At 55.2% G+C, this 13,754-nt stretch carries 16 protein-coding genes and 1 tRNA gene; 6 read left to right on the forward strand and 11 right to left on the reverse strand.

The window, feature by feature from the left end:
• The first annotated feature begins 58 nt into the window (after positions 1–58).
• Together ABJD00_RS20715 and ABJD00_RS20720 are read left to right on the forward strand one after the other, a co-directional pair.
• Positions 59–1,879, forward strand: a complete 1,821-nt coding sequence (locus ABJD00_RS20715) for a M3 family oligoendopeptidase (protein ID WP_413830734.1) — start codon at positions 59–61, stop codon at positions 1,877–1,879.
• A gap of 453 nt (positions 1,880–2,332) precedes the next feature.
• The gene (locus tag ABJD00_RS20720; RefSeq protein WP_413830736.1) at positions 2,333–2,509 is read left to right on the forward strand and encodes a hypothetical protein; all 177 of its coding nucleotides are present in this window, start codon (positions 2,333–2,335) and stop codon (positions 2,507–2,509) included.
• A gap of 47 nt (positions 2,510–2,556) precedes the next feature.
• On the opposite strand, the gene ABJD00_RS20725 is transcribed toward ABJD00_RS20720, so the two are convergent.
• Positions 2,557–3,462 (reverse strand): Hint domain-containing protein, encoded by a 906-nt coding sequence (locus ABJD00_RS20725; protein ID WP_413830738.1) that lies wholly within the window; start codon positions 3,460–3,462, stop codon positions 2,557–2,559.
• Between the two features lie 4 nt (positions 3,463–3,466).
• Positions 3,467–3,982, reverse strand: a complete 516-nt coding sequence (locus ABJD00_RS20730) for a toxin-activating lysine-acyltransferase (RefSeq protein WP_413830740.1) — start codon at positions 3,980–3,982, stop codon at positions 3,467–3,469.
• Positions 3,983–4,534: 552 nt separating this feature from the next.
• On the opposite strand from ABJD00_RS20730, the gene ABJD00_RS20735 reads away from it, so the two are divergent.
• Entirely contained in the window at positions 4,535–5,506 is a 972-nt protein-coding gene (locus ABJD00_RS20735) for a hypothetical protein (protein WP_413830742.1), read from the forward strand.
• 167 nt (positions 5,507–5,673) lie between these two features.
• Here the strand turns inward: ABJD00_RS20735 and ABJD00_RS20740 are convergent, their stop codons facing one another.
• The 3 genes from ABJD00_RS20740 to ABJD00_RS20750 form a co-directional block, all read right to left on the reverse strand.
• Positions 5,674–6,516 (reverse strand): alpha/beta fold hydrolase, encoded by an 843-nt coding sequence (locus ABJD00_RS20740; RefSeq protein ID WP_413830744.1) that lies wholly within the window; start codon positions 6,514–6,516, stop codon positions 5,674–5,676.
• Positions 6,517–6,652: 136 nt separating this feature from the next.
• On the reverse strand, positions 6,653–6,922 hold the full coding sequence (locus tag ABJD00_RS20745; RefSeq protein ID WP_413830746.1) for a DksA/TraR family C4-type zinc finger protein: 270 nt from the start codon (positions 6,920–6,922) through the stop codon (positions 6,653–6,655).
• 45 nt (positions 6,923–6,967) lie between these two features.
• Positions 6,968–7,960, reverse strand: coding sequence for a Gfo/Idh/MocA family protein (locus tag ABJD00_RS20750; RefSeq protein WP_413830748.1), 993 nt, complete (start codon positions 7,958–7,960; stop codon positions 6,968–6,970).
• A gap of 144 nt (positions 7,961–8,104) precedes the next feature.
• Between ABJD00_RS20750 and ABJD00_RS20755 the strand changes: the two genes are divergently transcribed.
• Positions 8,105–8,644, forward strand: a complete 540-nt coding sequence (locus tag ABJD00_RS20755; RefSeq protein ID WP_413830750.1) for a hypothetical protein — start codon at positions 8,105–8,107, stop codon at positions 8,642–8,644.
• A gap of 69 nt (positions 8,645–8,713) precedes the next feature.
• On the opposite strand, the gene rpoH is transcribed toward ABJD00_RS20755, so the two are convergent.
• Together rpoH and ABJD00_RS20765 are read right to left on the reverse strand one after the other, a co-directional pair.
• Entirely contained in the window at positions 8,714–9,610 is an 897-nt protein-coding gene (gene rpoH, locus ABJD00_RS20760) for an RNA polymerase sigma factor RpoH (protein ID WP_413830752.1), read from the reverse strand.
• Positions 9,611–9,865: 255 nt separating this feature from the next.
• Positions 9,866–10,888: an RluA family pseudouridine synthase gene (locus ABJD00_RS20765; protein ID WP_413830754.1), complete on the reverse strand. Its 1,023-nt coding sequence runs from the start codon at positions 10,886–10,888 to the stop codon at positions 9,866–9,868.
• Here ABJD00_RS20765 and ABJD00_RS20770 point away from each other — a divergent pair.
• Positions 10,878–11,177, forward strand: coding sequence for a DUF6476 family protein (locus ABJD00_RS20770; RefSeq protein WP_413830756.1), 300 nt, complete (start codon positions 10,878–10,880; stop codon positions 11,175–11,177). The two genes, ABJD00_RS20765 and ABJD00_RS20770, sit on opposite strands and share 11 nt — an antisense overlap.
• A 236-nt stretch (positions 11,178–11,413) precedes the next feature.
• Here the strand turns inward: ABJD00_RS20770 and ABJD00_RS20775 are convergent.
• Together ABJD00_RS20775 and ABJD00_RS20780 are read right to left on the reverse strand one after the other, a co-directional pair.
• Positions 11,414–11,490: transfer RNA gene (locus ABJD00_RS20775), tRNA-His, on the reverse strand.
• Between the two features lie 43 nt (positions 11,491–11,533).
• Complete coding sequence (locus ABJD00_RS20780; protein WP_413830917.1) at positions 11,534–12,016, reverse strand: GNAT family N-acetyltransferase; 483 nt, start codon at positions 12,014–12,016, stop codon at positions 11,534–11,536.
• Positions 12,017–12,094: 78 nt separating this feature from the next.
• Between ABJD00_RS20780 and ABJD00_RS20785 the strand changes: the two genes are divergently transcribed.
• Positions 12,095–12,283 carry a DUF6324 family protein gene (locus ABJD00_RS20785; protein WP_413830758.1) on the forward strand — a complete coding sequence of 63 codons (189 nt, stop codon included), beginning with the start codon at positions 12,095–12,097 and terminating at the stop codon, positions 12,281–12,283.
• A gap of 26 nt (positions 12,284–12,309) precedes the next feature.
• Here the strand turns inward: ABJD00_RS20785 and ABJD00_RS20790 are convergent, their stop codons facing one another.
• The gene (locus ABJD00_RS20790) at positions 12,310–13,101 is read right to left on the reverse strand and encodes a hypothetical protein (RefSeq protein WP_413830760.1); all 792 of its coding nucleotides are present in this window, start codon (positions 13,099–13,101) and stop codon (positions 12,310–12,312) included.
• A 163-nt stretch (positions 13,102–13,264) separates the two neighbouring features.
• Positions 13,265–13,708 carry an MmcB family DNA repair protein gene (locus ABJD00_RS20795; RefSeq protein WP_413830919.1) on the reverse strand — a complete coding sequence of 148 codons (444 nt, stop codon included), beginning with the start codon at positions 13,706–13,708 and terminating at the stop codon, positions 13,265–13,267.
• Between the last annotated feature and the right edge of the window lie 46 nt (positions 13,709–13,754).

Raw genomic sequence — 13,754 nt, forward strand, 5'->3', positions numbered from 1 at the left:
ACTTGCCCTCCCCCTACGACCGCCATACCTATGGCCCGTCACATCAATGAGGTTCTCCATGTTCCAGCTGCCCTTCCCCGTCCGCGACATCAACGCATCAAGCGGGGACGACTCTCTCGGCAACTTACCCGAATGGAACCTCGACGACCTCTACACCGGACAGGACGCGCCCGAACTGAAACGCGACCTCGACTGGCTCGAAAATGCCTGCACAAGCTTTGCTGATGATTACGAGGGCAAGCTCGACACGCTTGATGCCCCCGGCCTGCTGGCCTGTATCCAGCGGCAGGAACGGATCAATCAGATCGCCGGGCGGATCATGTCCTTTGCGGGCCTGCGCTACTACCAGCTCACCACAGATGCGGAGCGGGCAAAATTCATGTCCGACGTGCAGGAAAAGGTGACGAACTTCACCACACCGCTGGTCTTCTTCACACTCGAACTCAACCGGCTCGAAGACGACCACCTGACTGGGCTTCTGGCCCAAAACGCAGACCTCGCGCGCTACAAGCCAATCTTTGATCGCATCCGCGCCATGAAACCCCACCAGCTCTCCGACGAGATGGAGAAATTCTTACACGACCTCGGTGTGGTCGGGGATGCATGGGAACGGCTCTTTGACGAAACCATCGCCGGGCTCACCTTCGACATCGACGGCGAGGCGCTCAATATCGAAGGCACGCTGAACTTCCTCACCGACCCTGATCGCAAGAAACGCGAAACCGCAGCGCGGGAATTGGCCGAGGTGTTCTCAGGCAATATCAAAACCTTCGCCCGCGTGCACAATACGCAGGCTAAGGAAAAGGAAATCATGGACCGCTGGCGTGGCATGCCAACCGCTCAGACAGGTCGCCACCTTTCCAATCAGGTCGAACCCGAAGTGGTCGAGGCCCTGCGCAACGCTGTGGTCGCCGCCTACCCCAAACTCAGCCACCGCTATTACGAGCTCAAGCGCAAATGGCTTGGCCTCGAAACCATGCAGGTCTGGGACCGTAACGCACCGCTGCCAATGGAAGACACCCGGACCGTGGGCTGGGATGAGGCGGAAAAGACGGTGATGGACGCCTATAATGCGTTTGATCCGCGCATGGGTGCAATCGCAGAACCCTTCTTTAACAAAGGCTGGATCGACGCAGGTGTAAAGCCCGGCAAGGCCCCCGGAGCTTTTGCCCACCCAACGGTGACGGATGTGCACCCTTACGTCATGCTCAACTACCTCGGCAAACCGCGCGACGTTATGACACTCGCCCATGAACTCGGCCACGGCGTGCATCAAGTTCTGGCGGCCGAACAGGGCGAGATGCTCTCCTCCACCCCTCTGACACTGGCCGAAACGGCGTCTGTCTTTGGCGAAATGCTCACCTTCCGCAAGATGCTCGATGGGGCCAAGGACGATGCTCAGCGTAAGGTCATGCTGGCGGGCAAAGTCGAGGACATGATCAACACCGTTGTGCGCCAAATCGCGTTCTACGACTTTGAATGCAAACTGCATGAGGCCCGTCGCGCGGGTGAATTGACGCCAGACGACATCAACGCGCTGTGGATGTCAGTGCAGGCGGAAAGCCTCGGGCCTGCCTTCGAATTCATGGACGGCTACGAAACCTTTTGGGCCTACATCCCCCACTTTGTCCACTCGCCCTTCTACGTCTACGCCTACGCTTTTGGCGACGGGCTCGTGAACGCGCTCTATTCAGTTTACGCCGAAGGAGCTGAGGACTTCGAAGAGAAGTACTTCGAAATGCTCAAGGCAGGTGGATCCAAACATCACAAGGAATTGCTGGCTCCCTTCGGTCTGGACGCCTCGGACCCCAAATTCTGGGACAAGGGACTTGCGATGATCTCAGGCTTTATTGATGAGCTGGAGGCGATGGAGGGGTAAGGCACCTCTCCGTCGCCATTCCGCGGATTGGGCACTACGCCCATAAGGATCAGCAAGATACCAAACCAAAAAAGGTGGTGAATTGTTCCTGTGCCACGGCAGGAATGCGTGTAGTTCGACGCGGATGTAACCGGAATCGGCTACAAACCTAATTTAACTAGCAACAATCAAAGCATATCGGCCAGTTAGTTTCCCGCAAAGAGGGTAATTCAATCACCCATTGCAGTTGCATCTGTGATGCCAAAATAAACGAATTTAATCAATTTCACGCCGAGCAAGCCCCCGACTAAAATAACTTACGGACTATTAACTAAACCGTGTGAGTATGTTGGCCAGACATCACCCAGTCAGGTCAGCTGTATGGATGTTAGCGAGTTTGGACCGTGCGATTGTTCTCCGCACGGTCTTTTTAGCCCCGACGCTACAGTCTGGGCGCAGTGATGGAAGAACTAAATGAAAAGTGCTCAAAGACTTGGCTTTGCCGAAAACCACCAATCCTCAGAAACTCACTTCATTGAAGAGCTTTCAGAGAAGATGTTAGAAGAGCGGAGCGAGCGAAGAAAAAAGATCGTATATGGGTGTTTGATTGCCATCTGTATTCTGTTGATGTCACGGCTTGTGATCGGTTGATAATAATCAACCTTCTCATCATTTTTGGCCCGATCTGAATCTGTTTGTTACGCAGCCAACAGTGCCTTGCATTCGAATGATTTGAGAATCCGACGCGCGGCTTGACCGTAGCTGGCAGGACAGCTGCGAAGATCCGGGAACAGTTCAAAAATTTCTTCCTGCGCATTTTCGCCAAATCGGTATAGGCCCTCGCGACCCGGGAAAAGACTTTCGCTTTCACATCCCTCCGCCAAGATAAGGCTATGTTCCTCAAGCATAATATGGAAGTATTCGACCTGTGTAACTTGAGCCTGAACTATCGTGTTGTCATTCAACAAAGTTTTTGCTGCGCATAAAACTTCTCGCTCACCAAACAAAAGCTGCGCTTCGGGTCCACGCCACAAGACGCGGTGCAGGGGTGAGACTGTTAGTGGACGCGAAGGCACGCCCGGTCCCAGTGCGTCCGGGTGGATTGTAATCGGTGCTAGAGCCCCTTGAAGCGTGGTTTCCCCGTTCCCGGTTCGCTTCGATCCGATCCACGTAATTCTTGTTGGGCCGTTATCGGTTGTCAGAACTTCATCTCCCGCGCGCAGATCTTCAATCGGGCGCGGTCCGGCCGGGGTATCGATCAAAGTTCCTCGAACGAAACAGGGGGGCTCGTCGACACCAAAAACTGTGATCGTAACGGTCGAGTTGCCATTTGCGGACGTGACTGAGTACTCAAAGATCAAGCTCTCACCTGAATTCAGCGCTTGAATACCGGGATCGTCATTGTCGACGAAAAAGTCCCAGTTTCCGTCCTCGTCCATCGAAAAACCGCTGCCAAAGCCCAGGCTCGTGTCGTTGGAAACGACGGTCCACTCCCCTGTGTCATCCCCGAGAAAGTAGTTGATATCACCACTTGTCGTTAGAAGACCGCCGACGACATCAGTGTCTTCCGTGACAGAACCCGTATCTGGGATTGGAACGCCCATTTGCCTACGCTCTATCTAGCCCAGGTGGGTCAATGAAAGAGGATCGAAAGGCCCGGTTTGTTCGGCCCCCACTTTTGACCTCAACGAGCTTTCTGATTTTCCTGTCCGTGCCGATCCGGGCAAAAGAAAACGCCTCGCTTGGTGGGTTTCGCACCAGATTTCGTGCGATGTCTTTGCCGTGCCCGAATGGTGCAATAATGTCCAAAAACCATAGATGCTCCCCGGAATTCCACTCCTTGGCCCTCGGGGGGCGGTGGTCGGTAAACATTCTGGATGAAACGCGCTGCGACAGGCGGGCCCAGATGAGTGCGGCACACGGCTGGTTGTTCGACGTGCGAAAAATGCGGACAGATTTATGTTCTATGGCTGGCAGGAATAATCGGTTTAGAAGCTCTGCCGAATAGGATTTGTGAAGCGGACAATGCGCCGCCAATAGCGACAACGCACCATAAGTCGCCATGCTCTCAGGCAATGGCGTGTCGGGGAAATCTCCCTTTTTATTAACGTCTTGGATGAGCATTGATGCCCTCCGTAGATGTAAACAGGTGATCTATGGCGATGTGACCACGAGTGCGCTCAACGGAAGTCATAGGTGCCATTGGAGGCTTCAATTGGGCAAAGCCGTGTCCATTGTTTGCGATTTGGAAACAGACAATGTGCGCAAGGCGGGGAGATCCAAACATTTTCAAGGAACCGCTTGCTCCCTTCGGGCTCGACGCGTCGGACCCTAAATTCTGGGACAAAGGGTTGTCGAATATCTCCGGCTTCATTGACGAACTGGAGGCGATGGGAGACTAAGCGGCGTTCAGCGCCTTGCATTCGAACGATTTAAGAATGCGGCGCCCGGCTTGTACGTAGCTCGCAGGACAGCAGTAAAAATCGGGGGATAGTTCAAAAATCCCTTCCTGCGCATGTTCTCCAAATCGATACAGACCCTCGCGCGCCGCGAATGTGCTTTCGCTGTGCTCTCCATGTTCGTTCTCGTCGCACATCTCCTTTGGCAAAATCAGTTGACCTAGGGTCAGGCATTTGCTGACACTAGCCGTTACATTGCCGATGGAGTTCCAAAACCATGGATTTGAAAAAGCTGTTGAAGGGCGAGTCGCCAAAAGACAGTCTCAAAGCGTTGCCGAAAAAACTGAAAGAGGGCGCGCCGATGCATTTCGCTTATATCGAGGCAAAGGCATCAGACTTGCCCGTTCTGATTTACAGCAAGATGAACTTGAATGTTAAAGATGCGACGATGGGCGTGATCGAAAGAAAAGGCGACGTGATCATTCTTGACCCCACCAAGGGGCGACTTACCCAATCTGACCTGAAATCGCTTAATGCTGGTTTAAAAAAGGCGAGTGTTAACAGTGTGACGTTTTCTTTGCCCGATCCGATCTACAACACGACGGATGCCGTGTCCGACAGCAACTACCAGACTACGGACATCCCAGCCGACGACAATTACCAGACAACCGACATACCAGCCGACAACAACTACCAAACAACCGAAATACCAGCCGACAACAACTACCAGACAACGGACATTCCGGCGGATGAAAACCCCTACGGCACAGCGATACCGGCAGAAAACGATGACGACGCAGCTGCGCGAAATGAAGCAACTGCCAAGGCTAAGCAAATCGCAATAGCCTGGCAGGGTTTGGTGGCCTATGAACTTTCAGAATTGAAACTGAACAAGGCAGAGACCGCTTTTGTAACGCGTATGGAGCAAAGCCTGTCTTCAGACCCGCCAAATATTGACCAGGCGACAAAAATTCTTCGCTACTTCAATGCACGCGTTAAAGATGACAAACCAAGGCAACTCAAACAAGCATTCGACAAAACCATTCGACCTCAACTGCCTGTTATGCTGCCAAAAATTGCGCAATTCCGCGGATTTGAAGATGGTAGTTCGCGTTACAAGGACCTCATGGAATTGGAACAAAAATTCGATGAAAGCCTCGCAGCAAGCCCTCCGGATTTGAAATCCGCGAAATCAATCAGCGCCTTTCTGTCGTCCAACTTCCAAACAGTTAAGAAAACAGACGACTAGGTTTTGTCGCGAGGTCGCTTTGCCTCGTTGCCTGTACCTTCAGAAATAGACCGTGTCGCTCAAGACCGGTCTTTTGACCAAAGTATGCGGGTGCATTTGAAACTTAGGATCGCGTTTCCATTGGACGGCACGTTTAGGCACAAACCTTTATTGGATCCGACGGCTTCTCACGTAGCCATAAACCCTCGCATCACGCGCTCGGCACCTTCCGGATCATCGCGGTGCGCCCCATGTCCGCAGCCTTCAAACATCTCAAGGGTCGCGTTTTGGCCCACCGCCTTCGCGATGTCCTCTGAACAGATCGGCGGCGTCACCGGGTCCAACGCACCACCCATCACCAACGTCGGGCAGGTGATCTGCGCCAGCTCAGGTCGCATATCCATGCCCATCATCTCACCAGTAAAGAAATGCACCGCAACCTCCGGGCGCTCGATCGCGCGACCGCGAAATGTGGGTGCGCCCGGATCATAAGACTGCGTGTAGTGGGGCAGACATGTCTCTCCATAGACCTCATAGCGTTCCAGTGACGGTGCCGAGAAAAAGGCATGCGATGCCTCTGCGGCCGCGTCCCCGCCAAGGCGGCGCATCATATCTACTGCTGCGTCCAACCGGAACTGTGCCGCCGTGGAGGACAGAATAACTTTGGATGGCCCTTCGGGATGACGCGCAGCGTAGTGCATCGCCACCATGCCGCCAAAAGACTGACCAAACACAACTGGCTTTTCGATGCCCAAAGCCACACAAAACGCAGCAATGTCATCGGCCCACTGATCCAGTGTCCACGTCTCAGTGTCTCCGGTCGAACGGCCACAGCCCCGGTGATCCAGATAGATCACCTGATGGGTGTCCGCGAAGCGGTCAAAATAGGGGCGCAGCGTGGTATGATCATAGCCCGGTCCGCCATGCAGAACCAACAGCGTGGGCCGCTCCTTCATCGCGTCCGGCGTCAGTTCCAACCCGGTGCCAATCACGTCAAAAAAGATTCGCGCGGTCTCAAGTTCGATGAACATTCAGTGTCACTCCATCTGGCGAATTTTGCGCCCGGGACCGGTTAGTTCCCGAGCCGGAAGTCTTAACAGTACATGAACACGCCGCTGTAACCCATTGAAAATACGTGTCCGGGGGCATGTCCCAGCGTGGGACACCTCACTTCAACTGGGAATCCTTACTGCCCCGTCTGTTTATCCCGCGACGCCGCTGAAAGGCCGCGTCTCGTTCGGTCACACAGTCCACGCACAGCTTCACACCCGGAATAGCCAAGCGCCGCGCCTCAGGGATCGGCTCCTCACATTCCGCGCAGAATTCAAGGCTCTCACCCACCGGCGCCCGCCGCCCCTTCATCCGGGCCAACTCGTCTGAAATCGATGCTTCTATCTGCTCGGACACCGCGCCGTCCTTGGCCCAACCACCCGCCATGATCTCTCCTTCATCTCGCCGGCAAATCTCTCTCCAAAGAACCGTTCACCCACCCCGCGCCTTCGCGAATACCGCGTCAATCATGCTTTGCGTCCCCCGCGCATCTTCCAGATGCCATGGGTACGCCGCCCCGTCGCGAACATGCGCCCCAAAGGCTTCAACCTGCCGCACATATTGGTTCACACCGGGAAACCGCTGTTCCGTGATCGCAGGGGGTTGATCTGCTGACCCTGCATTCTTTTGCAATTCCAACCGCGCCGTCCCAAACACACCTGCATTGAACGGGGCCGTCATCTTGATCACCCCTTCTGTGCCAACAAAAGTCATCTGCTGAAATGGATGCATCCGCATGGAGTTGACCCAGTGTGCCGAAAAGGTTGGAAACCGGGCCGAGACCCGCGCCAGCACGTCCACGCCGTTTTCAAAATCCACATCTGCATGGGTGATCGTGTCAGGTTCTTCCCCACTCAGCCAGCGGGTCGCCCCATAAGTGTAAACCCCGATATCAGGAATGCCGCCGCCGCCCGTGTCGGGCTTGTTGCGCACGTTTCCAGGGTCAGACGCATTGTCGTAACAAAACAGCCCCTCGACATGAACAAGCCGACCGATCTCGCCCTCCTGATAGAGCGCGCGCGCATGCTGCCACTGGGGATGGTGCACGATCATATAGGCTTCGGTGGCAAAGCACCCCGAAGTATCGCGCGCCTCGATCAGTGCGGCGTATTCCGATGCCGCCATCGCCATCGGCTTTTCACACAGTACATGTTTCCCGGCGGCAAGCGCTTTCAGGGACCACTCCACATGCAAATGATTGGGCAGAGGAATGTAAACCGCATCAATGCCCGGATCAGCCAGCAACGCCTCGTAACTGTCATGCACTTTCAGGCTGGGGCAAAACGCCTGGAACCCTTCTGCCTTTTCCACAGACGACGTCGCAAGGGCGACGAGTTCGGCCTCATTTGCCGCATGAATGGCTGGCGCCATGTGCTCACGTGCAAATTTTGCGGCGCCCAGTATTCCCCATCGAAGTGCTTGCATCTGTTCAAATCCTCACTGTCCGGATCAAATTACAAAGGCCAGTTGATCCCAAGTCCACCAACAAGACGCGGTGCGTCTTGTCATAGTCGCACTATACCTTACGGTGGTATCCAGCCAACACAACCGCAATAGGGAGCGACCTACATGACCAGCCCAAACCATTTCAAAACAAGGGTGTTGTCCGTTTTTGCAGCGATCGTGACTGCATCCGCAACACTGGTGACAGCGCAACCTTACGACTTCAAATCCACTGAAGGCACTTGGAATATCTTCGTCAATGAAGCCACCCAAGGGTGTTTCATGGAACATGAATCCGATCAGGGTATTGTCATGCAAATCGGAACCGAAGCTGCGATGCTTGGGACTGGGCCGAATGACAGCTTTGGGTTCGTCGCTATCTATGTTCCCGGCGAGCGCCCGGCAGACGTCAATCCAGAAGAGGTCGTCGTCGTTAACATCGGACCAAACACATATGCCGGGGTCGCATCGACCGTTGAGCGGGACGGATATTACGGTGGCGTTATTGTGTCTCGCGACCAGACGCTTGAGTATGACCTCAGAGAGCGTTTGAGCATGGAGATCGCCTCGTCCAGTGGCACTACTGTGACTGTGAACCTCGCTGCTCTCAAAATTGGTCCCGGGCTCGACGCGGTGGTTGCTTGTCAGCGCGGCATCACCGGATAACAGGATTCTCAGACACTAAAAAAGGCCCCGCACATTTTGCGGGGCCTTCAAATCTTGCAAAACCCTAGATTAAGCCGTGGCCATCAATCCCTTGGCCTTCGCGATGTCGCGCATCTTTTTTTGCAACTTTTCGAAGGCACGCACCTCGATTTGACGGATGCGTTCACGGCTGACACCGTATTGTTCTGACAGATCTTCGAGCGTGATCACCTTTTCTGCCAGACGGCGCTGGGTCAGGATGTCTTTTTCCCGATCATTCAGCACTTCCAACGCCTCCGCGAGCATTTCACGTCGCACTTCCAACTCGTCGCGCGCCTCATAGTCGCCCGCCTGATCAGCACTTTCGTCCTCCAGCCAGTCCTGCCACTGCATGGAGCCTTCGCCCTCGGAGCCGACAGTCGCGTTCAGCGACGCGTCCCCACCGGACAAACGGCGGTTCATGCTGATGACTTCAGTTTCAGTCACACCAAGATCGGTCGCGATGCGCGCCACGTTTTCTGGGCGCATGTCGCCTTCTTCCAAGGCGCCGATCTTGTTCTTCGCCTTACGCAGGTTGAAGAACAGCTTTTTCTGTGCAGACGTCGTACCGAGTTTCACCAAGCTCCAGGACCGCAGGATGTATTCCTGTATCGATGCGCGAATCCACCACATCGCATAGGTGGCAAGACGGAAGCCTTTTTCAGGGTCAAAGCGTTTCACCGCTTGCATCAGGCCCACATTGGCCTCGGAAATCACTTCGGCCTGCGGCAAGCCGTAGCCGCGGTAGCCCATCGCGATCTTGGCCGCGAGGCGCAAATGTGACGTCACCATTTTGTGGGCGGCGCCAGTGTCTTCTTTTTCAACCCATGCCTTGGCCAGCATGTATTCTTCTTCAGGCTCCAGCAGCGGAAACTTGCGGATTTCCTGCATATAACGGTTCAACCCACCTTCGGGCGTGGGTGCGGGCAAATTTGCATAATTGGCCATGTATTATCCCTCCTGTGTACCCCATCCCTTACGAGGATGTTTATGGGCTTAACATCTATATGGGTGCGCTAACGGCCCCCTTCAAGGGCAAAAGCGATTGAGAAGAAAATGCCACGTTTACAGGGGCACCGGTAGCCATAGCACTGTGTTTTCACGCGCATGTGCTGTTCATTTCAGAATTGGCACATTTTCGGAATTTCGCGTTGTGTACCGACCAGTTTCTAACTCAAAATGTTACAAAACCGGAGTGACGTTTCAGACTAGGACGTCCAAGAGAGTCTGAAAATCGTGCGGCAACGGCGCCTCAAAGCGCATGTTTTCTTCGGAAACCGGATGTACGAATCCCAATACCGCAGCGTGCAGGGCCTGCCTGCCAAACCCAGAAACAGCCTCCGTCGCCGCCTCGCTTAACGCCCCACGCGCCAGTTTACGCCGCCCGCCATAGACCGGATCGCCCACCAATCCATGCCCGGCATGGGCCATGTGCACCCGGATTTGATGCGTGCGCCCGGTTTCCAGCCAACATTCGATCTGGGCCAGTACCTCCGGCGTGCCGTACCGGGCGACCAAACGTGCGCGTGTGACGGCGTGACGCCCCCCTTGAAAAAGCACGGCCTGACGTTGCCGGTCTGTCTTGTGTCGCGCCAGTTGCGTGGTCAGCTTCAACACGTTCCCGGTTTCAAAACTGGCCCCCTTGATCCCGCGCAGGCGCGGGTCATTGGCGTCCGGAACACCATAAACCAAGGCGCGATAATAACGCTCAACTGTGTGAGCAGCGAACTGAGCGGCAAGACCATGATGAGCCGCATCGGACTTGGCGACAACCAGCAACCCACTGGTGTCCTTGTCAATACGATGCACGATACCGGGGCGTTTCATGCCCCCTACTCCGGACAGGTCATCGCCGCAGTGATGCATCAGCGCGTTGACCAATGTACCAGACGGTGACCCCGGTGCTGGATGCACGACCATGCCCGCTGGCTTGTTGACGACAATCAGGTCTGCATCTTCATAGACGACATCGAGCGCGATTGCTTCTGGCAAAATATGACTTTCCTGCGCCTCTTCGACCACAACCCCAATCACAGCACCTGCCGCCACGCGGGCCTTTGGGTCAGAGGCGGCGACTCCATCCACCATCACCGCACCATCGGCAATCAGCCGCGCCAGTCGAGTCCGGGACAATGCCGCCCCCTCTGGCACGTCGCGTGCAATCGCCTTATCAAGACGTGCAGGCGGATCATCCGCAATAACAAAGGACAGGTGGTTGGACGACATCGAGACCCCTCTTGAACCGGCAAATCTGCGGTTCCTGCGCCGACTTGTGACCGTGTTGACGGTCATAATGATTGGCGGCGTTGTAACCGTGGTCTCACTGCTTGTCATCCGCCTGAATGGTGACCCGGCGCCGCTGCCATTGCCCGAACAGGTTACATTGCCCGACGGTGCGACCGCGACAGCGTTTACGGTGGGCTCAGACTGGTTTGGCATCGTTACGAAGGATGATCAGATTCTGATCTATGATCAGGTGACCGGGACGCTGCGTCAGACGATTGTACTGGACTAAAGCAGTTGCTGCACTGTCAGACGTGCGCGGTGGCAGAAACCGTCTTCAGAAACAGGCTATCAGATGGACGTTTGGGAAATAATCTGTGGGTCGGCAGGTGGGCGCATTTGCCGGCAGGCAAACAGTTCGGCCAAACGACGAAATCCTAAATTTTAAGGATCAGCTGTGTAGGACTGCGGGTTTTCTTCAAAAACACTCTTGTCCCACTGTCACCATTCGCTTTGCGAAAAGTGCGGTGGTACCACCTCCTGGTCTCGAACCAGGGACCTCTTGATCCACAATCAAGCGCTCTAACCTACTGAGCTAAGGCGGCACTGACGCTCAAATACTCTCGAGTATGCGCGATTGCAAGAGCGTCAAAACCGATAAATCCACGTCTGCTCTATCAGATCCTGACCAAATGACCGGACCGGGTGCGACTCTGTCAACGTCCAGCCAGCCCGCCGGTAAAGCGCGCAAGCCGCACTGTGACTTTCATGGGTCCAAAGCTGCATCCCTGAATATCCCTTGTCCCTAGCGAACCCCATGCATTGTTCCAAAAGGCGTCGCCCGACACCTTTGCCACGCGCCTCTGGCACCAGTAGAAACAGGCGCAGTTTGGCCGTCTTTGCATCAAGGCGCACACAAAAGATGGACCCAAGTCGCTGGTCGCCTTCAGCGGCAATCCAACCCCGTTCACAAGCCGGATCATGTGCCGCGCAAAAGGCATCAAGGATACTGCGGACAAGTGGGCCAAACGTATCATCAAAGCCCTCGTCGCGCGCATAAAGGGTGGCGTGCCGCTCAACCAGCCAGTCTTTGTCGGCAGATTCAAAGGGGCGCAGGATCACATTTGTCATGGCCAGAACTGTGCACGGCGTCATCTTGCGTTTCAAGGCGACAAACGCTAGCAGAAAACGGTCATCCCGGAGGCGCATATGGGTATCAACAGCGAACGCGACATCGAAGCCAACATGCAGATCGGTCCGACCGATCAGGGCATGGTGCGCATCTTCATCGAATCCAAAGGCGTGGAAATCCCCATGGATTTTGACCCGGACGAGGCGAATGAAATCGCCGACGAAATCCGCGCTGCGGCCAAGGCCGCCACGGCCATGCGTCGCTAAGTCAGCACGGCGATTTGCACGATTAACTAGGTTCCCGGCGCCATCAAGGCAGCTTGATCGATAAGTGCCGCCTGATCTGTGCGCATCGCGCCCTGACCGGGATTGTCGAGATCAGTGATGATTGTCAGAATGGCCGCAAAGGTTAAAACCAGTGCAAACGTCGGATAGATGTTACGCCCACCACTGTTCGCGGCCAGAAACCCGGATGCAGCCATGCCGATTGCCGCCAGCACGTACAGACACACCCATATTTCTGTTGGAATAGTGCTGCGGGTCCCAAAAATGACCCGAACCGAATGAACGTCGATCACCTCATTGATCGATTGCACGAAGTAGCCAGAAATTGGCGTCGGCGCGCTTTGCGCGACTTCCGTCGCAACGGCCCACAGCGCAGCTTGAAGAGCTTCGGACTCCGAAATGACTTGATCGACTTCTGGGTCGGTAGAACTGAACGCGTGGGTTACAATCCTAAGATCGATATATTGCCGCAGTAATTCTCTGGCCTCTGACCCTTTTGGCTCGGGCAATAGGTCCGTACGAAGATACGCAGTTCCAATAGCGTTCGCCTCGATTAATACGGTTTGCCTGCGATCCTCAAACCGCGCGTTAACCATGCTAAATGTGAAGGCTAGCAAAAACCCTGTCAGGCTGAGCAACGCACCGACCGTAATCCCGATCGACGGTCCTTCCACTTCGCCGGACCGCTCAAAGCTGCGCGCGCCCACCGTCCACCCTGTGTAGACAGCGATGCCGATAAAAACCACTGTGACCGAGAAATATGCCCAGAGAGGTAGAAATTCCAATGGATTGACGGACATCGCGGCTGAGGCCTTTTTGGGTGATAACGGTCTTTTTGTTGACCAATGCGCAACCCTCCGTCAACCGTATCATCCACATCTTGGTCACATCCTGTGCCCGCATGAGAATTGCGCAACACCTGCCCTGCAGCGAAAGCGCGTGTCTGCAAGCTTTGCCCGTTAGCTACCAGCCGAGCCCGGCTCCCGGATCGCGCAAGCCTTGCAGGCGACGCGCCGCGTGCTTGGCAAAGATGTGTACCATCGCTTTGCGTCGGGCCGGCGCGAGCTTGTCTTCGTCGCCCACTCGGATAATTTCAGCGTCATAGGCGTCTGCGATGATTAACCCACTGTCTTCAGGCAGCAGATCGACCGGAAAGTCGGCGTCGACTGCCCAAAAGAACCGATCACACCACTCCAGATACCCCTCCCACTTGGAATCACCAACGAAGTCCGCGCGGCTCGACTTGCACTCAACCACCCAGATTTCTCCCTTGGGGCCAAGCGCCATCACATCAACCCGCAAACCACGGGTCGGCACCAGCTCTTCCACGGTGACCCAACCAAGGCTGGCCAAATGGCGCGACACGCCGCGTGCAAGCAATTGACCGGGCATCAGGTCGGGCACCATAGGGGCAGGATCACGCGCATTTCGCATGAAAACAAATATGAACAAA

This window comes from Tateyamaria sp., assembly GCF_039945315.1.
GTDB lineage: Bacteria > Pseudomonadota > Alphaproteobacteria > Rhodobacterales > Rhodobacteraceae > Tateyamaria.